General features: G+C 70.3%; 20 protein-coding genes and 1 pseudogene. 9 read left to right on the top strand and 12 right to left on the bottom strand.

Annotated elements, in window-relative coordinates; translation table 11 throughout:
* Positions 1-169 precede the first annotated feature (169 nt).
* Positions 170-1567: a M1 family metallopeptidase gene (locus ACQEVO_RS27430; protein ID WP_432918949.1), complete on the top strand. Its 1398-nt coding sequence runs from the start codon at positions 170-172 to the stop codon at positions 1565-1567.
* A 2-nt stretch (positions 1568-1569) separates the two neighbouring features.
* On the opposite strand, the gene ACQEVO_RS27425 is transcribed toward ACQEVO_RS27430, so the two are convergent.
* Positions 1570-3840, bottom strand: a complete 2271-nt coding sequence (locus ACQEVO_RS27425; RefSeq protein ID WP_432918947.1) for a helicase-associated domain-containing protein — start codon at positions 3838-3840, stop codon at positions 1570-1572.
* A 137-nt stretch (positions 3841-3977) separates the two neighbouring features.
* On the opposite strand from ACQEVO_RS27425, the gene ACQEVO_RS27420 reads away from it, so the two are divergent.
* Positions 3978-4166, top strand: a complete 189-nt coding sequence (locus ACQEVO_RS27420) for a hypothetical protein (RefSeq protein WP_432918944.1) — start codon at positions 3978-3980, stop codon at positions 4164-4166.
* 65 nt (positions 4167-4231) lie between these two features.
* On the opposite strand, the gene ACQEVO_RS27415 is transcribed toward ACQEVO_RS27420, so the two are convergent.
* The gene (locus ACQEVO_RS27415) at positions 4232-4885 is read right to left on the bottom strand and encodes a transglycosylase family protein (protein ID WP_432918941.1); all 654 of its coding nucleotides are present in this window, start codon (positions 4883-4885) and stop codon (positions 4232-4234) included.
* Positions 4886-5261: 376 nt separating this feature from the next.
* The gene (locus ACQEVO_RS27410) at positions 5262-5507 is read right to left on the bottom strand and encodes a hypothetical protein (RefSeq protein WP_432918939.1); all 246 of its coding nucleotides are present in this window, start codon (positions 5505-5507) and stop codon (positions 5262-5264) included.
* Between the two features lie 181 nt (positions 5508-5688).
* Here ACQEVO_RS27410 and ACQEVO_RS27405 point away from each other — a divergent pair, with 181 nt between their 5' ends.
* Positions 5689-6108 carry a cold-shock protein gene (locus tag ACQEVO_RS27405; RefSeq protein ID WP_432923043.1) on the top strand — a complete coding sequence of 140 codons (420 nt, stop codon included), beginning with the start codon at positions 5689-5691 and terminating at the stop codon, positions 6106-6108.
* Between the two features lie 58 nt (positions 6109-6166).
* On the opposite strand, the gene ACQEVO_RS27400 is transcribed toward ACQEVO_RS27405, so the two are convergent.
* The 3 genes and pseudogenes from ACQEVO_RS27400 to ACQEVO_RS27390 form a co-directional block, all read right to left on the bottom strand.
* Positions 6167-6670: a DUF2771 domain-containing protein gene (locus ACQEVO_RS27400; protein WP_432918936.1), complete on the bottom strand. Its 504-nt coding sequence runs from the start codon at positions 6668-6670 to the stop codon at positions 6167-6169.
* Positions 6667-8091: pseudogene (locus tag ACQEVO_RS27395) on the bottom strand (MFS transporter); the annotation flags it as partial. The pseudogene ACQEVO_RS27395 and the gene ACQEVO_RS27400, both read right to left, overlap by 4 nt.
* 1247 nt (positions 8092-9338) lie before the next feature.
* On the bottom strand, positions 9339-10112 hold the full coding sequence (locus ACQEVO_RS27390) for a glutaminyl-peptide cyclotransferase (RefSeq protein WP_432918933.1): 774 nt from the start codon (positions 10110-10112) through the stop codon (positions 9339-9341).
* 17 nt (positions 10113-10129) lie between these two features.
* Between ACQEVO_RS27390 and ACQEVO_RS27385 the strand changes: the two genes are divergently transcribed.
* Both ACQEVO_RS27385 and ACQEVO_RS27380 read left to right on the top strand, forming a co-directional pair.
* Positions 10130-11455, top strand: a complete 1326-nt coding sequence (locus ACQEVO_RS27385) for a DUF3027 domain-containing protein (protein ID WP_432918930.1) — start codon at positions 10130-10132, stop codon at positions 11453-11455.
* Between the two features lie 870 nt (positions 11456-12325).
* Positions 12326-15079: a sacsin N-terminal ATP-binding-like domain-containing protein gene (locus ACQEVO_RS27380; protein ID WP_432923040.1), complete on the top strand. Its 2754-nt coding sequence runs from the start codon at positions 12326-12328 to the stop codon at positions 15077-15079.
* A 12-nt stretch (positions 15080-15091) separates the two neighbouring features.
* Here the strand turns inward: ACQEVO_RS27380 and ACQEVO_RS27375 are convergent, their stop codons facing one another.
* Entirely contained in the window at positions 15092-15718 is a 627-nt protein-coding gene (locus tag ACQEVO_RS27375; protein ID WP_432918927.1) for a TetR/AcrR family transcriptional regulator, read from the bottom strand.
* A 103-nt stretch (positions 15719-15821) separates the two neighbouring features.
* Positions 15822-16061, bottom strand: coding sequence for a DUF2530 domain-containing protein (locus tag ACQEVO_RS27370; protein ID WP_432918925.1), 240 nt, complete (start codon positions 16059-16061; stop codon positions 15822-15824).
* A gap of 48 nt (positions 16062-16109) precedes the next feature.
* Here ACQEVO_RS27370 and ACQEVO_RS27365 point away from each other — a divergent pair, with 48 nt between their 5' ends.
* Entirely contained in the window at positions 16110-16559 is a 450-nt protein-coding gene (locus ACQEVO_RS27365) for a MarR family winged helix-turn-helix transcriptional regulator (protein ID WP_432918923.1), read from the top strand.
* 10 nt (positions 16560-16569) lie between these two features.
* Here the strand turns inward: ACQEVO_RS27365 and ACQEVO_RS27360 are convergent, their stop codons facing one another.
* Positions 16570-16977, bottom strand: a complete 408-nt coding sequence (locus tag ACQEVO_RS27360; RefSeq protein WP_432923037.1) for a YccF domain-containing protein — start codon at positions 16975-16977, stop codon at positions 16570-16572.
* An 87-nt stretch (positions 16978-17064) separates the two neighbouring features.
* Between ACQEVO_RS27360 and ACQEVO_RS27355 the strand changes: the two genes are divergently transcribed.
* Both ACQEVO_RS27355 and ACQEVO_RS27350 read left to right on the top strand, forming a co-directional pair.
* Entirely contained in the window at positions 17065-17868 is an 804-nt protein-coding gene (locus ACQEVO_RS27355; RefSeq protein WP_432918920.1) for a TrmH family RNA methyltransferase, read from the top strand.
* The gene (locus ACQEVO_RS27350) at positions 17865-18170 is read left to right on the top strand and encodes a DUF2537 domain-containing protein (protein WP_432918917.1); all 306 of its coding nucleotides are present in this window, start codon (positions 17865-17867) and stop codon (positions 18168-18170) included. Before ACQEVO_RS27355 ends, ACQEVO_RS27350 begins: the two co-directional genes overlap by 4 nt.
* A 16-nt stretch (positions 18171-18186) precedes the next feature.
* On the opposite strand, the gene ACQEVO_RS27345 is transcribed toward ACQEVO_RS27350, so the two are convergent.
* From ACQEVO_RS27345 to serC, 3 genes are all read right to left on the bottom strand, one after another.
* Positions 18187-18963: a DUF6928 family protein gene (locus ACQEVO_RS27345; RefSeq protein ID WP_432918914.1), complete on the bottom strand. Its 777-nt coding sequence runs from the start codon at positions 18961-18963 to the stop codon at positions 18187-18189.
* A gap of 166 nt (positions 18964-19129) precedes the next feature.
* Complete coding sequence (gene sepH / locus ACQEVO_RS27340; protein ID WP_432918912.1) at positions 19130-20566, bottom strand: septation protein SepH; 1437 nt, start codon at positions 20564-20566, stop codon at positions 19130-19132.
* Between the two features lie 234 nt (positions 20567-20800).
* Positions 20801-21925: a phosphoserine transaminase gene (gene serC, locus ACQEVO_RS27335; RefSeq protein WP_432918909.1), complete on the bottom strand. Its 1125-nt coding sequence runs from the start codon at positions 21923-21925 to the stop codon at positions 20801-20803.
* A gap of 63 nt (positions 21926-21988) precedes the next feature.
* Here serC and ACQEVO_RS27330 point away from each other — a divergent pair, with 63 nt between their 5' ends.
* The gene (locus ACQEVO_RS27330; RefSeq protein WP_432918906.1) at positions 21989-22702 is read left to right on the top strand and encodes a hypothetical protein; all 714 of its coding nucleotides are present in this window, start codon (positions 21989-21991) and stop codon (positions 22700-22702) included.
* The last annotated feature ends 329 nt before the right edge of the window (positions 22703-23031 follow it).

Genomic DNA, 23031 nt, shown 5'->3' with positions numbered 1-23031 from the left:
ATTCGACCGGCCCGGCCGGCTCCCGGCTTGCCCCGGCACCGATGCGGTCCGGCGAAAAAGCCCAGCGCGCCCGGCCTTCCGGTGCGCCCATCGGGCAGTGCGAGCGACTAACGTCGTCGGTCGGGGTCATCGCAGTGATCCGCACGCCGACCACGGAAGGTGGAATCGCATGAGACTCACCCGCTGGCTCATCGCCGGGGTGGTGGTGCTGTCGAGCCTGTCGCTGACGCCGGCGCAGGCGCAGTCCGCGTCCTTGGCCGGCGCGGACGGTCTAGGCGATTCGTATTTCCCGCAGGACGGCAACGGCGGTTACGACGTCGATCACTACGAGGTCACCCTGGGTTACGACCCGGCCGGTCACCAGCTCACCGGGTCCACGCGCATCGATGCGCACGCCACCCAGCCGCTCACCTCGTTCAACCTGGATTACAACGGTCCGGCGGTGCGGACGGTGCGGGTGAACGATCTGCCCGCCGGTTTCACCTGGCACGAACCGCACGAACTGGTGGTCACCCCGGCCTTGCCGCTGTTGCCGGGACTGCCGTTCACCGTCACCGTCGAGTACGCCGGTGTCGCCGCCGATACCGCGGGCGAAGGCTGGACCTACGCCCCGACCGGCGGCGCTTTCGCGGCGGGACAACCGCATTCGGCCGCGACCTGGTATCCGCTCAACGATTCCCCGCGTGACAAGGCCACCTTCACCCTGCACGCGACCGTGCCCGCGGAATGGGAGGTGGTCTCCGGCGGAGCCCGGGTACGCGACGAGGTACGCGACGGTTTCCGCACCGTCAGCTGGCAGCAGAACCATCCCGTGATCGGTTACCTCACCACCGTCGCTATCGACCGGTTCGACTATCTGGAGCAGCGCCGCGCGAACGGTACGCCGTTGCTGAGCGCTTTCGCTCCGGGCTCCGGGAAACTGCGCGAACACGAGCAGCGGTTGCCGGAGATCCTCGATTTCAACGAAAGCCTCTACGGCCCGTACCCGTTCGACAGCGGCGGCGGAATCTACCTGTCCGCGCCGCTGCCGTTCTCCCTGGAAACCCAGACGCGGCCCATCTATGCCGACTGGGCCGATCTGAATACCGTGGTGCACGAGGTGGCACACCAGTGGTGGGGCGATTCGGTTTCGGTGTACAGCTGGTCCGATATCTGTCTCAACGAATGCCTCGCCAGCTATACCGCCGACTATTTGTGGCCGGAGCGGATGGAGGGCGTCGATGTGGACGCCGAGTACCGGGACACGATCGGCAAGGTGCTGTCGAAACCCCGGTTCTGGGAGGTGCCACTGCAGGATCCGGGGCCGGAGAAGATGTTCACGTCGGTCTACTACCGCGGCCCCTTGTTCCTGCACGCTCTGCGTAAGCAACTCGGAGACGCTGTGTTCTTCGGCGCACTGCGGGAATTCGTCGCCACACATGCCTACGGGCACGCTTCGATGCCGGAGTTCCGCGCCTTCATGCAGTCGAAATCACCGGCCGATCTGACCGGGTTCTTCGATGCCTGGCTGCACGGCACCACACCACCACCGGACCAGTACCTCTACCCCGGAAACCTGCGCGGCTGAGCTTATTCCAGCAGCGCGACCGACGAGATGCGGTGCAGCATGAACTGCCGGACCGTACCGGTGACCGGATCCAGCGCCTCGAGTTGCCCGTTGCCGACCCGCACCGGTTCGACCACTCGCTGGATCGCGGTGCCCTTGGCGTCGACATAGCCGATATGCACCTGCCGGCGCACGCGCGCGGCCAGTTGCAGCAGGGCCAGCGCGGCCGCGGTGCTGGTGCGGGTGCCGTCGCTGCGGACCGTCTGCGCGGCGGTGGCCCCGGCGGCCCGTTCACCGGCCCGCAGTTCGGTGACCAGTAGTTCGAGCTGTTCGTGGGTCGGCGGGGACGGCCGGTACGGCTGCCGGGCCAGCGGTCGCACGGTGATTCGTGCGCCGCGCTGCCGGAGATCGACGATCGCGCCGGAAGCATCCTCTCCGGCGGGTGCGAAACCGGCGGCACGCAATTCGTCGAACAGTTCGCCCAGCGGCGCCTGCGAGATCGCGACGGTCGGCGCGATCCCGCGCAACGCCAGCGTCGCGGCCACGGGCGAGGCCAGGACCTGGGCCAGCAGCGCGGGGTCCTCGCTACGGACGAAGGATTGGGCCATCCCGGCGCGCAACCGGCCGTGCCGGCGCGCCACATCGTCGATGAGATAGGTCAGCGTCTGCGGTACCGGAGTCCGGGAATGGCGTTCGAAGAGAGAGTGCAGTTCCGCGGCGGTGAGCCCGGCGTCGAGGGCGCGGCGCAGCGAGGATTCCGACAATCGGTACACGGTTGCCGCACCGGCCGATTCCACATCGGCGACGAGTGCGATGCGGTGTTGCAGTTCGGCGGTGAGCGGTCCCGGCGCCACCACCGTCAGGTCCGCCTGGACGAGCACATGATCGACAGGGTCGGGTAGGGCCGCATCCACGGCGGCTTCGGCAGCAGACGGTGTATCGGCGAGCAGGGCGCGCCCCGCGGCAGTGAGCGCGCCGCGGCCGACCAGCCCGAGGACCGCCGCCTCGCGCAGGGTGTTCTCCACGACCTGGCCGCGGTAGAGCCGCCGCCGGCGCGGGGCGCGCCAGGCCAGCAGCCGGCCGATATCGCCCGGACCCATGGCGGTACCCGGCGGCTGCTCGGCGAGGGCTTCCAGGACGCTGCGGCGTTCGCGCACCGCGTGCGGTACCCGGAGTTCGTGGGTGAGGGCCGCCAGTGGTTTGTCGGCGGCGTCGCGCAGGCCGATCATCCAGGGATAGCGGTCGAGTTCCAGCCAGCTGTGCGCCAGCGGCACCCAGCGCCGGGCGGGCGGCGCTTCCAGCCACGCGTCGGCGGCGGGAGTCGGTGCCCAGAACTCGTCGGCGTCGGTGTCCGGCGGCGGGTCCGGGAAACCCTTCTCGATGAGCTTCGCCGCGGCCAGCAACTCCACCAGCAAGCCGGCGCGGGCTTCGTCGATACTCGCCGCGCGGGCGATGCGGCGCAGTTCCCGTACCCCCAGCCCGCCGGCCCGCAGCGCCGGTGCGGGCGCCTGGCCGAGTACGTCCACGATGGCGGTGCAGTGCCGCAGCAGTTCGCCGACCTCCCCGGCGCCCACTCCGTTCACCTCGCTCACCGAAAACGTGGTGACCGTCGGTTCGGGTGGGGTCAGGCGGTGCGGATCGGTTACCGGTTCGCCACGGAGCACCTGGCCGACCGCGGGCGGCAGTTCCACTGTCTCGTCGTCGATCCGGCGCAGCAGCCGCCGCGCCAGCAGCCGGGGGACCGGGCGGTCGGCCGGGGCGCCGGGCGCAGCGTCGCGGGTACGCCCGCGCGGGCCGGTTTCGGCCAGTTTGTCCAGTAGTGCGCGTTCGGCAGCGGGAAGGTCGGCCAATGCCGCGGTGATCTCCGGCTCGGCCGGCGAATCGGCATCGGTACCGCTGCCCACCGGCCACGGCAGCGCCTCGGCGGCGGCGGGCACCAACCTGATCCGGTCGTCTTCGTACCAGATCAGGGCCCGGTCGGCGAGTTCGGTCAGTCCGGCATCCACGGTCGCCGCTTTGGCACGCCCACGCAGTGCCCGTTTCAGCTCGGTGCGCGTCATGGGTTCGTTCCCGGACGCCGTGTGCACCGCCAGGGTTTCCACGATTCCGAATGCCGTCGTATCCAGGTCGTCGGCGGCCCGCAACACCGAGGCGCGCTGTTCGGCACGCGCGGCGAGTACCGCCATGGAAGCGGGCAGCGGGACCGCGAGATCGGGTCGCCGTTCGAGCAGAGCCACCAGTTGGGGGTCGGAACGGCCGCCGAGCCAGGCGGTATACGAGTCTGGGCCGGTCATCCGGTCCAGATTAGCCGCGGCCCGGGCGCGCGGTGCGATTGCGGCCCGGTCGCGGGTTCGGCGGCGATCGGCCGGGCGGCCCCGCCGAGCAGCGGTTGTGGTGCCGGGCGTGCGGGCGGACATGCCAGAATGAGGGGGTGGTGAACAAATCGAAGAAACCCTACGTCGACAACGGCTGGCCCGAGGTGGCCGACGGCGAGCACGCCGTCACCGAGCTGTCGTCGGCTCGTTCCGGTAACCTCTCGCCCTTCGGAGAGGACACCGAATTCCCGGTGGCCGCCGAGCATCTGCCGTACGTGCACCCGCACACGGTGATCAACCGCTGAGGCGGGAGAGCGAAAGAACCCCGTATCCGATCGGATACGGGGTTCTTTCGTAGTAGGGGTGCCGCTCAGTTGGGCAGCATGCCCTTGTGGGTCTCGTAGAAGCCCAGGAGTGCGGGGTCGAGCTGAGGGTTGCCGGACTTGACCGCCTCGAAGAGATCCAGCGCGGGCTGCGGGACCTGCACACCCTGCGCCTGGACGGCGGCGAGGGCGCGATCCACCGCGGTGTAGACCTCTTGAGTCTGGGTCTGCGCCGGGGCCTGCGCCTGCTGGGGAGCGGAGGGGGCAGCCGGGGTGCTCGGGGCCTCGGTCTGCACGGCGGGGGTATCGGACGGTACTTCGCGCGGGGTCGAGCCGCTGCTCAGGCCCAGCGAGGAGGAGCAGGAAGGCCAGGCGCCCCAGCCTTGCGAGGCGAGGACCTTTTCGGCGACGGCGATCTGCTGTTCGCGGGAGGCCTGGTTCGCGGTCGGCGCGTACTCCCCGCCGCCGTGTGCCTGCCAGGTGCTCTGCGAGAACTGCAATCCGCCGTGATAGCCGTTGCCGGTGTTGATGCCCCAGTTACCACCGGCTTCGCACTGCGCGAGTCGATCCCAGTCGGAGTCGGGTGCCGCGCTGGCGTTACCGGCGAGGGCTGCACCCGCACCGCTGATCATGGCGCCGGTGACGGCGACCTTGGCCACAGTGCGACCGGTATTGGTGGGCTTGCGGTGGCGTCCACTCATTCGGGTTCGTCTTCCTCTCGTACGCACCTGCGAGGGTTTCGCTCGGGTCCAGGCTGAGAGGGTGCCCGTCCCGCCCTCGCCCCTGTCGTTTCCTTGGGGTCCGGTACCCGCGGGGCGAGGTTCGGTGCGGCGGGCCGGTGGGCCGGTGTGCCCGGCTGGGTAAGACGGTACGACGGATCTCGCGAAAAATCACTTTTTGGTAACCGGCGTGTGCGACGCGGTTGCGGAGTGGTCACAACCGGCTCTCGGCGACTCTGCGCAGCTAGTGGGCCCGCGCCGACGGGCCGCAAGTCCCCACAAGGCCCGTTATTATTCCGTTATGTGATTATCATCACATAACGCATTCGGGGCCGTTCCGGCGGGTACTGAACAGTTGTCACCTGGATCGGCGGCCGGAGCGCAGCGCGAAGATCAACGCCACCACGAAGCCGGCCGGCGCGAGCATGGCGCCCAGGTACAACCACAACCCCGGCTCGCCGTCGGTGAGGATCGGCGTCAGGAAGATCGCCACGATCGCGAGCAGTCCGAGGGTGAACAGTCCCAGCGCCACCTGGAGCAGCCAGTTGCCCGGGGTACGCCCGGACGACGGTTCGGAGGGGCGGGGATCGGCAGGATCGGTCACCCTTCGACGGTAAAACTGATGTGCTGATGCCCTGGCTACCGGGGTAGACTCTCGGTTGATCTCGCGTCCTGCATGCTTGTGGGGCGCGTTTTTCGAGTGCAAGGCAGAACCCGCCACCGGCGGGTTTCCGCGGATATGTGCGCCCGGGCCCGGGCGCCGAACAGACGAACGGGTGAGCGCAGTGCCGACCGGCAAGGTGAAGTGGTACGACGTGGAAAAGGGCTTCGGCTTCCTTTCCCAGGACGAGGGTGAGGACGTCTACGTCCGCTCGTCCGCGCTGCCCCAGGGTGTGGAAACGCTGAAGCCCGGCCAGCGGGTGGAATTCGGCATGGCGGCCGGCCGCCGCGGTCCGCAGGCACTGAGCCTGAAACTGGTCGAGGCACCCCCGTCGGTCCGGCAGAACCAGGAGCGCAACGCGCGCAAGGAGCCCCCCGCCCGTAAGCACAGCCCCGACGAACTACACGGCATGGTCGAGGACATGATCACCCTGCTGGAGGCGAAGGTGCAGCCGGACCTCCGCAAGGGCCGCTACCCGGACCGGAAGACGGCGCAGCGGATCTCCGAGGTGGTGCGCGCGGTCGCGCGCGAACTCGACAGCTGATCCGCGCGCAGCGGCGACAGTGGGCCGGCCCGGTGCTTCCGGGCCGGCCCATCGCGTCTCATACGGTCTTGATCGACCAGATGGCGTGCGGAATCGAGAATTCCTTCCCGGTCTCGTCGATCGCCAGAATCATCACCTGTAGCTCCACCCCGATGAGTTCCAGGCCGGGCTCGGGTTGCGAGTCGACGGTCAGGGCGCGGGCGTTCTCCGGATGGTCGCGGTAGCTGCTGGGCTTCTCGACCACTTCGCCGTTCTCCCGCGAGTACAGCGGGAGCAGTTCCCACGGTGTGCCCACCACCTGCGACGGCAGCGAGATCTGCAGCGGGTTACCGGCCGGGACCTCCAGGAACACGGTTTCGCCCTGCCGGCAGTCCTCCATTCGCACCGTGCAGTAGTAGAACGGCGGTACCGTCACGGCCCGCCCGTGTGCGTACGCGGTGAGTTCCGGCTCGTGTGGTTCGGCGTCGCGCGCGAGCAGCCAGACCACACCGGCGGTGCCGGCCACCAGCACCAGCAGCGCGGCCAGGGCCAAGGCGAGGGTTGTGCGGGTTTTCGTACTCACCGGGCGGCGTCTCCTCGTAGCGGGTCGTGGTGCGGGATCTCCTGCTCGGCGTGCAGCGGGCGGCGGCCGCCGAGGCCGGGCAGCAGGCTGTGCCCGCGTGAACTCAGCACAGTCTGGACCAGGCCCGCGGCGAGGACGGCACTGACCACCGCGAACCCCTTCCAATAGTCGGTCGGCAACAGGACACCGCCGGCGCCGCCGATCACCCAGCTCAGCTGCAGCACCGTTTCGGAGCGGCCGAATCCGGAGGCAATCGACTCCGGCGGCAGATCGTCCTGGATGGAAGCGTCCAGCGAGACCTTGGCCAGTGCGCTGGCGGCCGCGGCGACCAGTGCGGCCAGCGCCGCACCGAGCAGATTGCCCAGGATCAGCGCGGCCGTCGCGGCGACCGTGCAGGCCAGAGTGCAGTTCACGACGATCAGCGAGGGCCGGCCGAGCCGCAGTCGCGCACCGGTGGCGTTTCCGGCGAAGTTGCCGACGGCCGCGGCCGCGCCGACGAGGCCGAGCATCGCCGCCTGCTGTACCGGGCGATGCTCGGTCGCCTTGGCGACGAAGGCGATGTAGAAGGTCAGGAATCCGGTGAGCACGCGGATACTGCCGTTGCCCCACAATCCGGTGACCACCGCGCGGCCCAGCGGTTGCCGGCGTTTACGCGGCGGCACCGGTGATTCGCGGCCGGGTTCGAGGATTTCGGTCTGTGGGTCGTCACCGTGATAGCCGAGGGTGGCGGGCACCTCGCCCTCGGTGATCTCCACCCACCGCGGGATCTTCCAGCTCAGATACGCGCCACCGATCGCGATACCGGTGGCCAGGATCAAGGCGCCGGTCGAGCCGGTGAGCGCGGCCGTGGCCCCGGCTATCCCACCGGCGCCCAAAGTGCCACCCACCAGGCCGAACACGGTGAGCCGGGAGTTGGTGCGGACCAGGTCGATATCTGGTGGGAGCACCCGCGGTGTCACCGCGCTCTTGAGTACGGCGAACGATTTGCTCAGCACCATCATGCAGAGTGCGAGCGGGTAGAGCACCCAGCTGTCCATGCTGAAGATCAACACCACGGCCAGCACCGCGCGGGCAGCGTACGAGGCGGCCAGCGCCAGCCGGCGGCCGGTCTGCAAGCGGTCCAGGGCCGGTCCGATCAGCGGTGCGATGATCGCGAACGGTGCGATGGTGATCAGCAGATACAGCGCGACCTTGGATTTGCTCTCCGCGGTCGCGCTGGCGAAGAACAGGGTATTGGCCAGTGCCACCGCGATCGCCGCGTCCAGCGCGAAGTTGGCCATGGTGGCGTACGTGAGCGCGGTGAGCCCCGATTTGTCGGCGCCGTCGGCCTCCGCGGCCCGCCGGAACGTGGCGATCCCTTTACCGGTGAGCTCTTTGCCGCGCATGGCCGCCACCCGCGTGACGGTGAGCTTGCGGGGCAGCCGGCGGCCGCCGGGGTCGGGCTCGGGATCGAAATCGGCGCCGCGGTACTCCTTGGTGGGCGTGGGATCGTCCGCTCCGGGGTGACCGCCGGGCTCCCCGGGTGATTCGCCCGAGGCGTTCCGCCCGGATCGGTACCGGGTGCCGGCCGATGGATCGGATCCGTGACCCCATTCGGTGTGCGACGTACCCGCGTCCGGAGCCGGTCTGCGTCCGCTTCCGTAGGCATCCCGGCCTGCCTCGGCGTCCGGAGCCTCGCCCGGGGCGGAGAAGCCTCGCCTGCCGGGGGACCGGCCGGAATCGGCGCCCGTCCGGAGGTCCCCAGGTGTCGCTCGGTCGCCGGGATGTGCCGGATGGCCGGCGTTGCCGGCCGCGGGGCGCCCGACGCCGAATGCCGGGTAGTCGGCGCCCGGTCCAGCGGTTCGCGGTGGGATACGAGGTGGGTCGGCGAATGCCCGTCGATCCTTGCGTACCGAGGCAGCATCCTCCCCGGGCGCGGACCCGGGCCGGTCGGCGCGGCTCGGCGGCGTGCTTCCCGGCACGCCGGGATATTCGGGTGGGCCGCCGCGGTCGGGTGGGACCGGCTCTTCCGGGGTGTAGGCGGGGCGGGACTCGCGGCTCGGCCTGGAGGTTTCCCGTGCTGCCGCGGGCCCGGGGCGGGGTGCCGCGCCCTCCTGCGCGGCAGCGTTGTCGAATGCGGCGTACCTGCGGGAGGCGGAGCTCTCCGGTGCGGCCGCGCTACCGAGTCGGTCGGCCCGGCCGGAGGCGGAGGATTCCCGGGCGGCCGCGCGAATGGAACCCCGGGAACCGCCCAGTGCGCCGAAGACCCGGGCGAAGCGACTCACCCTGCCGGGGGCGGGGGTTTCGCCGGCGGCCGGAGGTTCCGCGGTGTGCCCGGACGGAACCGATAGATCCTCCCGGCGCGTGGGTGCGAACCCGCGCGGCGCCGCGGCGCGGTCGGGCGCGGAGTCGCCGGCGGGAAGCGGGCGGGTCGGGGGTGGGGCCGGGCGGGTGCTGCCGGGGTCGGGTTCGCGATTGCGGTGTGGCACGTTCGGCGGTGGGTAGCGGTCGAAACCTGGATGCCGCTGGGGTGGCGGTGACTCGCCGGCGGGCCACTGACCGCGATCGGAACCGGAGGGCTCGCGGGAAGTGGGCACTCCTCAATTCTGGCCCACGGCGGCCGCGGCGAAACCCCGCCCTGTCCGGGGCGGTCCGGAAAGTGAGCTGTGTCGCTCTCGTTGCGGCGTCCTCAGGCCGGGACGAAACGGACCTCGAACATCGCCGGCCAGTACTTTCCGGTGATCAGGAAACGGTCGGTGCCCGGGATCGCGGCGATCCCGTTCAGTACATCCGTACCCGCGCGTTGCGCCGGCGGGAGCAGCCCGGCCGCATCGATCGACGCGAGGACACGCCCGGTCTCCGGATCGATCCGCAGGATCTCGTCGGTGGGCCAGACGTTGGCGTAGACCGAGCCGTCCTCGGCGCATTCGAGTTCGTTCAGCCGCGCGTCCGGCCGATCGGTCAGCGCGACCGAACCGGTGACGGCGAACGTTTCCGGATCGCGGAAGGTGAGAGTGGCCGATCCGTCGCTCATGACCAGCCGCCCGTCCTGGTGGCACAGCCCCCAGCCCTCGCCCTGGTATTGCACGCGCCGTCGCTCGGCCAGCGACCGCGGGTCGCGCGCGAAGGCGACACCTTCTTTCCAGGTGAGCTGCCACAGCGTGTCGCCCGCCACGGTGATGCCCTCGCCGAAGAAGGGCAGCGGCAGTTCGGTGTGCGCGAGTTCGGCGCCGCCGCGCCGGTCGGTGCTGCGTACATCGGACTGCCCGACCATCCCGGTGCCCTCGTACAGCACGTCTCCGTCGATTTCGAGGCCCTGGGTGAATGCTCCCGGGTCGTGCGGGTGGGTCGCCACGACCTCGACGGCCATGCGTGGCGCGGTGTTGTCGGCGTTTGCGCAGGCGCCCGGCGCGAGCAGGCAGATCAACGCGGCACCGACCCAGCTACGCCCAGTGTGCTTCATACGGCAAAATGTAGACCGTGAGCGCAGTATCTGTTTCGGACCCCGAGGTGCGGTTCATTCTGGCCGATGCCGTCGACCTGGCTCGTAGTGCGCTCCTGGACTTGGAGCCCACCGGGGTCGGGGCGCATCTCGGTGTGCGTGCGGAGGACGAATGCGCCGTCACGCACTGCTTCGAGGCCACCCTGCCCGGCTACCACGGCTGGCAGTGGGCGGTGGTGGTCGCCGCCGCCCCGGACACCGACCGGGTGACGGTGAGCGAATCCGCGCTGCTGCCGGGCCCCGACGCGTTGATCGCCCCGGAGTTCGTCCCGTGGGAGCAGCGCATCCGCCCGGGCGATCTCGCCCCCGGGGATCTGCTGGCGCCGCCGGCCGACGATCCGCGCCTGGTACCGGGCTATACCGCCACCGGCGATCCCGAGATCGACGAGGTCGCCTACCAGGTTGGTCTGGGCCGTAAACAGGTCCTCAGCCTGGAGGGCCGGGCCGAGGCCGCGCAACGCTGGTACGAGGAATTCGGCCCGGACAGCGAAATGGCCAAGGCCGCCCCGGCCTCCTGCCAGACCTGTGGTTTCTATGTGCCGCTGGCCGGTGCGTTGCGCGCGGCGTTCGGCGTCTGCGCCAATGCCATGGGCGCCGACGGCCATGTCGTACACATGGGTTACGGCTGCGGCGCGCATTCGGAAACCGCACTGCCGACGGGCGCCGGGTCACCGGTGTACGAGGCTTACGACGACGCCGCCGTGGAGGTCGTCCAGGTGGCGTCGCCGAAACCGGCGGACGAGTCGCGCCGTTCGGTCACGACCGGCGACGAGCCCGTCGGCGATTCGTCGCCCGCGACGGCTCCCGGAGCCGGCACCCCCGGTCGCACCGAGGAGGTGACGGGGGAGTCGGCGAATCAGGTGGAAGAGTCTCGGCAGATTTCCACCGGCCAGGCCGCGGAGGCTGCCGGTTCGACCCCTGGGAAGCAGCCGGAAACCGATGGTCCGGTGGTGGAATCCGGTGCGGGGGAATCGGCCGATGCCCGGCAATCGCCGGATACTCCGGCGCGGGTATCCGAGGAGCATTCCCGTCGGTCGGATGAGCGTGCATCGCGCAACGCCGAGCCAGAGGTCCCCGAGGCCGTCGATACGAAGTCGGGGGAGGTCCGGCCCGGATCCGGCGAGGCGAAGTCGGCGGAGGACCTGTCGGCACCCGGCGGGGCCGCCGAGACCGAGCGGGCTGTGCACGAGACCGGGGACGCGGTTCCCTACCGGCACGAGAGCGCCGGGCAGCCATTCGGAGAGCCCGCCGCGGGCGCTTCCGGTGAAACACGCGAGGGTTCGGGTCCGGAGTCCGGAAACTGATACCGGGCAGTTGTCACCGGCGCGACTTGTCGTCGAGCTGGACGGCGTGACCTGAGTATGGGATGGACGGGATACCAGCGTCCTGTGCCGGCGACCGGCCGGTGGTCTGCTCGGCGACCGGCACAAATATCCCGATGGGGTGGAAGTACGCCGAGGAATCGGTGCGGAGGGTGCGTGATCTCCGCGGTCCGCCCGGCCTCGGCCGGCCCGGCGTGCAGTTCGGTGCCGATGCCCCGGTCCTTCAGGTACTCCTGGTATCGACCCAGGTCGCGCCCTATCCGGCTTTGCTCCGCTGTAGGTCTGGGTCGCGCCGCTCCCGGTGTTTCGCGAGTGCTGTCCGCACCGCAGGGCAGATGTCCGCCCATGCCACGCGCCGGCCGGGTCGCGCCGTAACGGCGTAGACGACCGGCCCAGGCCGCACATCGTGTGGAATCGGGGCAGCGGCTCTTGCCTGTGGGCGCCGGTCCACCGGTTCCACCGATAGCCGCGCACCCATGCCGGCGAGGACCATCACTCATATGCTCGCGCCCGCGAAGTGATACGGCTGATCGAGATGGAACATATTGTGCTGCAATAGTTTCGGTGCTGTACGCACCCTTGCGTGCGGACGGAACCGGACCGGTGGACGCGTATGCTCGCTCGGAGTGGTTCGGGATCCGGCGACGGAGAGCGGGCACGTACGCTGAGGCGGTGAACGAGATCGGAGCCCGGGGCGAGACGAGCGGATCGGCGCGGCCGTCCGCGGAGCAACATGCCGCGGTGTCCGACGAGCGGCACGCCGCTGGGCTGGATGAGCGGCCCGCCGCTGGGCTGGATGAGCGGCCCGCCGCCGGGCCCGACCCCTTCGGCACCGCGCGGCTGCGTGCCGCCGTGCTGGCGGCCTGGCGGGATTCGCCGACCCGGCTGCGGGAGGACGCGGCGACCGAAGCAGACCTCGTCCGGGCCGGGTACCGGGATCGGCTGCTCACCGAATTGGCGCAGAACGCCGCCGACGCCGCGGTCGCGGCCGGGGTGCCGGGCCGGATCGTCGTGCGCTGCACCGGCCGGACCCTCTCGATCGCCAATACCGGCGCCCCGCTGGACGTGGCGGGTGTGCATGCGCTCACCGCATTGCGGTCGTCCGGGAAAACCGGCGATACCGGCGAGGTCGGGCGGTTCGGCGTCGGGTTCACCGCGGTGTTGACGGTGAGCGACGAGATCGAATTCCGCTCGACCAGCGGATCGTTGAGTTTCTCCCGGGAGCGCACGCGGGCGGAGTCGGCGGCGGCCGGAGTATCCGTCCCGGACGGGGCAGCGGAGTTCGCACCGCCGGTGTTGCGGCTGGCCTGGCCGCTCGCCGAACGACCGGGCGCCGGCGCCGATACCGAGATCGTGCTGCGGCTGCGCCCGGATATCGACCCGGTGGCGCTGCTGGAGTCCATGCGGTCCGAAGCGGTGGATCTGCTGCTGGAGCTACCCGCCCTGGAAGAGATTCGGATCGAGGAATTCACGGCCCGCTCGGCGATCCGGGATCTCGCGACGCCGGGGTTGCGGGAAATGCGGATCGATACCGCCGGAACCGAGCGCGTGTGGTGGGAGTACCGCACTTCGCGGGCGCGCTGGCTGCTGCCGGTACGGGCCGGCCGGCCGGTCGCGGCGGGCCCGGATGTGCTGCGCGCCCCGACCCGCTCCGACGAGGAACTGAGCCTGCCGGCGCTGCTGATCGCCGATATCGCCATGCAACCCGACCGTCGCCGGATCCTGCCCGGCGCCCGGCTGCGGGAACTGGCCGCGGGTTACGCGGGATTCGCCCGTGCGCTGCCGCCCGCGGACCGCCCGGTGCTCGTTCCGGCGCCGGGGTTCGCGCGCAGCGAGGTCGACGGCCTGCTGCGGGAGGCGCTGCTGGCGGAACTGCGGGACAACCCCTGGCTGCCGGTTCTCGCCGCGGAACCCGAGGCGGACGGCGCGGACCGGGCCGATGACCGGGTCGCGGTGCCTGCGCGGGCCAGTGTTTTTCCCGGACTCACCACGGAATTGGCCGGACTGCTGGGCGACGTGCTGGACCCGCTGCTCACCCCGCAACTCTCCGAGGCACGCCATACCGAGGCATTGGCGGCACTCGGTGTCCACCGGATCGGGTTGGCGCGGCTGGCCGAACTGTCCGCCGGGCTGGATCGGCCGCCGCACTGGTGGTGGGCCCTGTACAGCGCGCTCGAACCGTTCGTCGCCGATCGGCTGGCGGTCGAGGAACTCGGTGCCCTGGCCGTGCCGCTGGCCGACGGCCGGACGGTGACCGGGCCGCGCACCGTGCTGCTGGACGACGAACTCACCGGTCTCGCGGAGCCGGTGCCCGTGCATTGGGCGCGGCTGGTGCATCCGGCGGCCGCGCATCCGCTGCTGGCCCGGCTCGGTGCCCGGCAGGCGACGGTGGCCGATCTGCTGTCCGACCCCGCACTACAGGCGGTGCTGACCGATCACCCCGACGATCCGGACACGGTCGAGCCGGTGCTGCGGCTGGCGGCGGTGGCCGATGCGGCGGTCCTGCCGCCCTGGCTCGGGCAGCTCGAACTACCCGATGGCACGGGCGATCCGCGTCCGGCCGATGAACTGCTGCTCCCGGACGCACCGCTGATCGAACTGCTGGTACCCGACGCACCGTTCGGTGTGGTGTCGGCGGAGGTGGTGGCCGAGTACGGTGCCGGCGCATTGCGGGCCGTGGGGGTCGGCTGGGATTTCGGGATCGTCACCGAAACCGACCCCACCGGCCCGGACCATGATCTCGACGACGAGGAAACCTGGTGGGCCGGGCTGGCCGAAGACCCGCCGCAGCTGGTCGCGGTGCGCGATCTCGACCTGGTCGACGACGCGGCCTGGCCGGAAGCCCTGTGGCGGTTGCTCTCCGACGAGCGGACCCGGCCGCTGCTCGGCGACGCGGACGGATACACCGCGTGGTGGTTGCGCCGCAACGCCCGGATCGACGGGATCCCCCTGGGCGGTTACCGGCAGCCGGCCGAGCCCGAATTCGCCGGTCTGCTACCGGAACTGCCGATCCCGGGTCTGTCCGGCCCGGATCTGGACGCGCTCGGCGGCTGCCTCGCCGATCCCGGCGCCATCGATCCCGCACTCGCCGCGATGCTGCTCGACGCCCTGGCCGATCCCGGCAGAACTCCCACACCCGAGGTTGTTTCGCGGGTGCACACGCGATTGGGTTCGGCGGTATCGCGGCTCGATATCAGCGAGCTGGATCCGCCGGATCAGGTGCGGGCGCTGTCCGGTGCGGTGATCGACGCCGGCGACGCACTGATTCTGGACAAGCCCTGGTTCGGCCTCGTGGTCCCGCCCGACCGGCTGATCGCGGTGGCTCCCGGCGCGGCCGCCGACTTGGCGGTACTGCTCGATCTGCCGCTGGTCTCGGAACAAGTGAACGCCGAGGTACTCGGCCGGGGTCACGAAACGACATGGGAGCAGGAGCCGCTGGGCGTGGTGGCCCGGCAGCTGTTCGCGCAACCGCCGCAACCGGGGCCGCTGGTGCTGCACGACGAATTGCGGGTGCGGCTGTCCGGTGCGGTCACGCGGACGGTGAACGTCGCGTGGTGGCAGGACGGCGATACGACGCATATCCTGCGGCCCGCGGCGGCGCACTGACCGGCGCAGTGGTTATTCGGCGTGCCCCGCCAAGGTGTGCGCGAGCAGATCCAGCTGGGTGCGCACGCTTTCGCTGTCGTCGTCCACCAGCCAGCGCAGCACGATCCCGTCGATCACGCTGAGGGTGAACCGGGAAAGCTGGCGCACCGGGACCTTCCAGGTACTGCCGGTGGCATCGCGGGCATGGTCGAGGATATCGGCGACCGTGGAATCGTTGAAGTTGTACTGTTCGCGGGCGATCGCCAGTTTCGCGGGCGTCTGCTCGCCCTCGCGCAGCGCGTAGGTGGTGGTCTCGTAGGTGAGCAACTGGCGTTCGGGGGTGGCCTCGATATTGAGCCACATCAGTTCCAGCCCGGCCCGCAGCAGATCGCGCAGCGCGGTGTTCCCGCTGCCCGCCTCCTGCCAGACCGATTCGTTGGCGTCCACCGAATCGCGTAGTTCCATCGACAGCGCTTTGACCAGTTCGGTCATCAGCGCGTCCTTGTTCTCGAAGCAGTAGTGCACCACACCTAGTGAGACGCCGGCCGCCTGGGCGACATCGCGGGTGGTGACACCCGCGACCCCCTTTTTCTCGGCAAGGCCGATGGCGGCCTCGATGAGGTGGGCCCGTCGTTCTTCGACGCTCAATCGGGAGGACACACGAGCGAGTTTGGCCGTACCGGCCCCAACAGTCAATTCTCCCATGCGCGCCACCGGAGCCGCCGGTCCGGCCCCGCTGCCACGGATTATGTGCGGCCGAGCCTCATAGTCCGGTCTGCGCGCCCTTGTCCCCGCGGCGCGCGCCGCGCCGCTGCACCACGAAGATCACGTAGCCCAGCAGGCCGACCGCGAGACCCATCAGGCAGACCGGCCGCGCGGACTCCCAGCGGTCGCCGGCGAGCCATACGACAGCCGTCGCGATCGCGAACAGCACCGAACCCACGGCCAGCACCGGGCGGGGATCGGTGAGCCACGACGGGAACTGCGGGAGCTGCGCGTTCATCTGTTCAGCGTAACCGCGAGACGCGCGCCGATCCGACGCGTGTCACGTATGGTTCACATTGTGAATACCCACTCGGATGTGCGGGCGCTGGCCAGCGACCTCTCGCTGGCGGTGGTGCGCTTGACGCGGCATCTGCGGGGGCGGCGTGCGGAATCGCAGATATCGCTGACCCAGCTCTCGGTTCTGGCCACCCTCGGTAACGAGGGCGCGATGACGCCCGGCACGCTGGCGGCCAAGGAACGGGTTCAGCCCCCGTCGATGACCCGGGTGATCGCCTCGCTCACCGATCTCGGGCTGGTGGCCCGGGACCCGCATCCGACCGACGGCCGGCAGATCATCGTCTCGCTCTCCCCGGCCGGGCACGCGCTGCTCGCCGATGAGCGCTCCGCCCGCGAGGCCTGGATGAGCGATCAGCTCGCCGGCCTGGATCCCACCCAGCTCGACGTGCTCGAGCAGGCGGTCGCCATCCTCAACGAGATCGTCGCCGACTCGGAATAGCCCGCAACGGTCAGCGCGCGGTGCCGTAGGCCGGCCCGAACGGCCGGTCGCTGTCGACGATTTCGCGCCCCAGCGGGAACAGGGCCAGCGGGATCAGTTTGAGGTTCGCCCAGGCGAACGGGATACCGATGATCGTGCAGGCCAGCGCGATACTGGTGGCGAGATGGCCCAGGGCCAGCCACCAGCCGGCGACCAGGAACCAGATGATGTTGCCGATCAGCGCGCCCGCGCCCGCGCCGGGCTTCTCGACGGTGGTGCGGCCGAAAGGCCAGAGCATGTAGAGGGCGTTGCGCAGCGCGGCGACCCCGAACGGGATCGTGATGATGAGGATGAAGCAGATCAGGGCGGCGACGAAGTACCCCAGCGCCATCCAGAAGCCGGCGAAGATCAGCCAGAGGATGTTGAGCAGGAGCTGAATCACCTTCATCTCTCAAGCATGCCCGAGTGCGGCGGTATCCGCACCCGCCGCGCCGGGCGCGCGGCGGGGCTTGGCAGGATAGGCGCCGTGGCCGTGGTTCTCGATGTGGACAGCGCTGCCGATCCACGGGTCGACGATTTCCGGGATCTGAAGGCAGCAGACCGCAGACCCGACCGTCCCGGCGGGAGAGGTCTGGTGATCGCGGAGGGAACCGTGGTCGTGCGACGCATGCTGGACTCGCCGTTCCGGCCGCATGCCCTGCTCGGGGTCGGCAAGCGATGGCAGGAACTGGCCGCCGATCTCGCGGAGCGCGATATTCCGTTCTACCGTGCTTCGGCCGAGGTGATGGCGCAGGTAGTCGGATTCCATCTGAACCGCGGCGTGCTGGCGGTGGCCGACCGGCCGCCGGCGCACGATTTCACCGAGCTCGTCGCCGGCGCCGCGACGGTCGCGGTGCTCGAGGGCGTCAACGATCACGAGAACCTCGGCGCGATGTTCCGCAATGCCGCCGGACTCGGCGTGGACGCGGTGCTGTTCGGGCCCGGCTGCGCAGATCCGCTGTACCGCCGATCGGTGCGGGTTTCGATGGGGCATGCGCTGCGCGTGCCGTTCGCCCAGGTACCGGAATGGCCGGGCGGGCTGGACATCCTGCGCCGCCGCGGTTTCCAGGTGATCGCCCTGAGCCCCGACCCGGCGGCCGCCACACTGGCCACCGCCCTCACCGGCCGGCGGGTGGCCCTGCTGCTCGGCGCGGAGGGGCCGGGACTCACGGAAGAGGCGATGGCCGCCGCGGATCTGCGGGCGCGGATCCCGATGAGCGCGGGCACCGATTCGCTCAATGTGGCCACCGCCGCCGCGATGGCCTTCTACGAACGGGTGCGGGCCTCATGACCGGGGCCGGCCATCCGGGCTACGGCAGATACTCCGGCCCGCCGGGCGAACCCACCCCGTGGGCGGCGGGTATCACCGTCGCCGGACTGGTGGCGGCGCTGACCGCGGTCGGCGTATTCGCCTTCGGTGCGGCCCTCACCCAGGTGCATCCGCTGTTCTCGCTGGCGGTGAACCTGGTCGCGGCCGTCGGAATCGCGCCGACCGCGTGGCGCTGGCGGGCCCGGCCGGTGACCCGCTGGGTGCTGGCCGGCGCCGCGGCGGGCGTCGTGCTCGGCTGGATCGGTTTGCTGTCCGGCGTCTGACCCGGGCGCGCGACGGCTACTTCTCGGCGGTCACCGCGGCATCGTGTCCGCGCAGCCAGGAAAACAGACCCTTGCGCTCGTGGCCGATCCGGTTCTGCGGTGGTCGCGGATCGTGCCCGGTGCCCCGGTGATCGTCCTCGGGGTGCAGGCGGAAACCGCAGACGCGGATCTCGTCGGGCGTCACGGCGGTGCGGCCGGTAGCGGAATCGTCGGCTGCACCCGAGAGCGGGAAGTACCGGAAACCGAGCCATTCGTGGTTCGCGGTATCCGCGAAACCGGGTGGATCGAACGGCAGCACCAGCGGATCCGGTAATTCGCCCACTCGCCATCGGATGGGATGTTCGCCCGCCCAGTGCGGCCGTTCCCAGATATGTGGCAGGCCCTGGTCCTGCAGGATATTGAGCCGGGTGGAACTGAAGGCCCGGCGCAGTTCGCCGCGTTCCCAGTGCGCGAACGACCCCCAGCCGTATTCCAGATCGAACGACACGAGGTACGTATGCTCCTCGGCCAGCGGCCGGACGAGTAGTTCCGGCAGCTCGGTGGGATGCACCCGCGCCGCATAAGGACTGCACAGCAGGGTCAGGCCGGGGTAGCAGCCGATGAACAGTTCATCGGGTTGCGGGCCGCCGGCCTCGCCGAGCGTCACCGGGGCCACCGGTTCCACCGCGAGGCCGGGATGTAGTTGCCGGGCCAGTGCGTACGCCGCGTCCGGGTCGGGATCGGGGTCGGCGCGCAGGACCGCCGGCGGATCGGCCGTATCGACGTACCAGACCGAGGAAATCTTGGACAGCATCCACCCACCTCCGATAGCGCACGAACCGGGTCGTGAACTGCTCGGCGCGCACCGCGGCCGACACCGGGTGCAAGCCGGATCGACCGCATCGCCGTACAGCGGAACTTACTCGCCCGACCGGGCGGATCGGGCGGTTGTCGCGGGAAACACGCCGGTTCGCCGCTGTCTAGTGACCTGAGCTGCGGACCCCGAGCAGAACGTCTTCCCAGGACGGCATGGGCGCCTTACCGCGTTTGCTGCGCCCGGTGGATTTCGCCGCCTTGGCCGGTGCCTTCTTGGCGGCCGGTTTGGCCGCCGCGGCGGGCGCCGGTTCGGCGGGCTGCTCGGCCGGTTCCGCCGGGGCCTCCGGGCCGGCCGCGGCAGGCTCTTCGGCTGCGGTGTCGGCGGCCGGCATCGCGGCCGCGGCGGGATCTGCCGCCGACGCGGAAGCGGTCTCGGCCGGTTCCGCAGGGGTCTCCACCGCGGCAGGCTCGGGCTGCGGCGCGGGTTCCGGCTGCGCTGCGACCGCGGCCGGTTCGGCCGGTGCCGGGGCAGCGGCGACCGGGGCGGGTTGCGGTTCGGGTTCCGGCCGGGCGGGCGCTACCGGTTCGGGTGCCGGAGCCGGGGCCTGCTGGTGCGGAACGGAATGGGTTGCCGCCGGTGCGGGCTGCGGCGCCGGGGGAGCGGGGGCCGGTGCGGGCGCGGTCTCGGCCGCGGGCCGGTACGGCTCGGGCGCGGGCGGCCGGTAGGGCTCCGGCTCCGGTGGCCGGTACGGTTCGGCCGGTGCGGGCGCGGCGGGTGTGCTCGACGCGGGGGCACCGGCAGGCAGCGCGGCCGCCCCGGTGGAGCGGCCGGCGCCGGGGGACAGCGGGGCCGGAGCGGGCAGTGTGGTGCTACCTCCCGCGACCGCGCGCTGCTCGTAGTAGTCGTCCATCGCCGCCGGGCGGGCGGGCTCGCGGCGAGGTTCGGCCACAACCGGTTCGGGGGTGGGCGGAGTTTCCGCTTCGACCGGCAGGATCGAGGCCAGTCCGCGCAACGCCCGGCCGAAATCGGGATCGATCAGATCGGTGGCGGGATCGTCCAGGGGGGAAACGGTGCCGCCGTGCGCGTCGGGCTGGTAGCGCCAGTGCGCGGCGATCTCCGAACGGCCGTTCTGCCACTGCAACTGGGCGACCCAGAAACCCTTCTCGTCCTTCCAGGCATCCCATTCGGCGTTGTCGAGGGTATGGCCGCGGGCGGTGAAGGCCGCGGTCACCACATCGATCAAGATCTCCACCGCCGGGCCGTCGGGCCGGATCGGATGGGCCTTCTGGGCGAGCTCGGCGGCGCGCGCGCGTTCCAGCAGAACCGGATAGGCGAAGCGTTCCACCCGGCTCGTCGGCATCCCGGATTCCTGGGTCACCTGTTCCACGGAAGCGCCGGCGCGGATTCGAGCCTGGATATCGCGAGGACGCATAGTTGCTTCCATTTCGATCTCGATCTGGCCGAATCGGGCAAGGTCGCCGCGGGCCGCGGCGCGGAGTTTGTCGTCGGCGGGAAGCCGGAATTTCTGGCCACTTTCCGTGTCGACGCACACGATATGGGCGGAGTCGGGCGTCACCCCGATCACTCGAAGTTCACGCACCGTTACCTCCTTATCGCGTCGCTCGCGATACCGCCCACGTTCTGGAACAGTAGTGCACTTCTGGGATTCGTGTGGCAAGACACGCGGCACCGAAATGTACCCTGCGGCCGACACCTACGGCTAATCTTCTCTATTCCCTTGTGTATCAAGTTGATTCCGGGCGATCCGGGAAACATATGGGCGGGCCCGCCGCGCAACACGCGCGGCGGGCCCGAATTCGCAGGTGAACCCCGATCAGCCGAGATTGCCGACCACCCAATCGATGCAGCGGGTGAGCTGAGCCACGTCCTCGGGATCGATGGCCGGGAACATCCCGACCCGCAGCTGGTTGCGGCCCAGCTTCCGGTACGGCTCGGTATCGACGATCCCGTTGGCCCGCAGCGTTTTGGCGACCGCGGCGGCATCCACCGAATCGGCGAAATCGATCGTGCCCACCACCTGGGAGCGGTGCGCCGGATCGGTGACGAACGGGGTCGCGAACTCGCTGGCCTCGGCCCACGAGTACAGCCGCGAGGAGGAATCCAGCGTCCGCTTCACCGCCCAGTCGAGGCCGCCGTTGCGGTTCAGCCAGTCGATCTGGTCGGCGAACAGCAGCAGGGTCGCCAGCGCGGGGGTGTTGTAGGTCTGGTCCTTGAGACTGTTCTCGATCGCGATCGGCAGCGACAGGAAATCCGGCGTCCAGCGACCCGAATCCTTGATTTCCTGTACGCGCGCCAGCGCGGCCGGGCTCATCAGCGCGATCCACAGCCCGCCGTCGGCGGCGAAACATTTCTGCGGGGCGAAGTAGTAGATATCGGCGTCGGTGATATTCACCGGCAGGCCGCCCGCACCCGAGGTGGCATCGATGGCGACGAGCGCGTTGTCCGACCCCGCCGGCCGCTGCACCGGCACCGACACACCGGTGGAGGTTTCGTTGTGCGCCCAGGCGATCAGATCCGCGGCCGGATCGGCGACCGGCTCCGGTGCGCTGCCCGGATCGGCCGACACCACGATCGGCTCACCGAGGAACGGGTTCTTCTTGGTGACACTGGCGAACTTCGAGCTGAACTCGCCGTAGGTCAGGTGCAGGGAGCGCTCGCGGACCAGGCCGAACGCGGCCGCATCCCAGAATGCGGTGGTGCCGCCGTTACCGAGCACCACCTCGTACCCCTCGGGCAGCGAGAACAGATCGCGCAGGCCGGACCGCACGCGGGCGACCACATCTTTGACCGGTTTCTGCCGGTGGCTGGTACCGAAGACCGAGGCACCCACCTCCACCAGGGACTGCAACTGCTCCGGGCGGACCTTGGACGGGCCGCAACCGAAACGACCGTCGGTGGGCTTGAGCTCATCGGGGATGGTCGGGAACGCACTGGTCATGGCCAACAGCGTAGCCGCGCCGTTGCTGTGCCGCGTACCACACTCCGGCTAACGTGGACTGGTATGAGCATGCGGTCGTCGAGGGGCGCTGCCGGAGATCGATCCGACGAGGGCAGCGGTAGCGGTCACGGTGCGGAGCCGGGCCTATCGGCCCCGCGGTGGGGGTTGCGTGATCTGCTGCCCCGGCGGTTCCGCCGGCGGGGCGAGGCCCCGACCGGCGCCGATCGCCGGGAACTGCTGACGTACGGCACCGCCGGTTCGGCCACGGTCCTGGCAGCCCGTACCCGCAAGCGTGAACCCGGCTATACATTCCGGGTCCGTGTCCGATTGCCCGGGATGGTGCCCTACGAGGCCCAGGTACGGCAGCGCGTCTCCGGCACCGAACTGGACCGGATGCGCCCCGGCGATCTCGTGTGCTGCCGGGTGGACCCGGACGACCGCGACCGCATGGTGCTCTACCCACCCGGCGAAGCCGACCCCGGACGCGCGGGCTTGGCGAAGATTCTGGCCGACGGCCGCCGGGCCACCGCGACGGTTCTCGCGGTGAACCCGGTCGCCGTCGACTATTGCGGCTGCGACGACCCGGTGATCCGCCTGGACCTGGAACTCCGCGCCTGGGACGAACCGGCCCCCTGGCGGGTCAGAGTGGTGCAGCCGGTGCCGCTGTCGGCGATCGAACAGCTGGACCTGGGCGCGAAGCTGCGGGTCGCGTTCTTCACGGTCGACAACGGTGATTCGGTGGCCATTGACTGGGAAGCGGATCCGGACTGTGTTTGAGAGGTGCGGCCGGACGGCGTGAGGTCGGCGCTGGACCGTCGCAGCCGGTTGTTCTGGTTCGCGAAGGTGGGGGGTGAGGTGGCTTCGCGCAGGTGAGGGCCGGGGTGATTCGCGAAGATGTGGGGTGGGCTGGTTCGCGAAGATGTGGGGTGGGCTGGTTCGCGAAGGTGAGGGGTGGGCTGGTTCGCGAAGGTGAGGGGTGGGCTGGTTCGCGAAGGTGAGGGGTGGGCTGGTTCGCGAAGGCTGCTGTGTTTTTGGCGCGCTGGCGCGCGCGGGGGTTTGGCCCCCTTGGTCCCTGCGTTCAGCCCGCGATACTCGCGGCTGCGCCG

Origin of the sequence: Nocardia sp. CA-290969 (assembly GCF_050936135.1) — a bacterium.
In the GTDB taxonomy this organism is placed as follows: Bacteria; Actinomycetota; Actinomycetes; order Mycobacteriales; family Mycobacteriaceae; genus Nocardia.
The sequence above is the reverse complement of the archived record's forward strand: the minus strand, read 5'-3'. Positions and strand labels throughout refer to the sequence as shown.

Coding starts and splice junctions, on each gene's coding strand:
- ACQEVO_RS27430 (WP_432918949.1), top strand. CDS start 170: ATGAGACTCACCCGCTGGCTCATCGCCGGGGTGGTGGTGCTGTCGAGC.
- ACQEVO_RS27425 (WP_432918947.1), bottom strand. CDS start 3,840: ATGACCGGCCCAGACTCGTATACCGCCTGGCTCGGCGGCCGTTCCGAC.
- ACQEVO_RS27415 (WP_432918941.1), bottom strand. CDS start 4,885: ATGAGTGGACGCCACCGCAAGCCCACCAATACCGGTCGCACTGTGGCC.
- ACQEVO_RS27390 (WP_432918933.1), bottom strand. CDS start 10,112: ATGAAGCACACTGGGCGTAGCTGGGTCGGTGCCGCGTTGATCTGCCTG.
- ACQEVO_RS27370 (WP_432918925.1), bottom strand. CDS start 16,061: ATGAACGCGCAGCTCCCGCAGTTCCCGTCGTGGCTCACCGATCCCCGC.
- ACQEVO_RS27365 (WP_432918923.1), top strand. CDS start 16,110: ATGGTTCACATTGTGAATACCCACTCGGATGTGCGGGCGCTGGCCAGC.
- ACQEVO_RS27350 (WP_432918917.1), top strand. CDS start 17,865: ATGACCGGGGCCGGCCATCCGGGCTACGGCAGATACTCCGGCCCGCCG.
- ACQEVO_RS27345 (WP_432918914.1), bottom strand. CDS start 18,963: ATGCTGTCCAAGATTTCCTCGGTCTGGTACGTCGATACGGCCGATCCG.
- serC (WP_432918909.1), bottom strand. CDS start 21,925: ATGACCAGTGCGTTCCCGACCATCCCCGATGAGCTCAAGCCCACCGAC.
- ACQEVO_RS27330 (WP_432918906.1), top strand. CDS start 21,989: ATGAGCATGCGGTCGTCGAGGGGCGCTGCCGGAGATCGATCCGACGAG.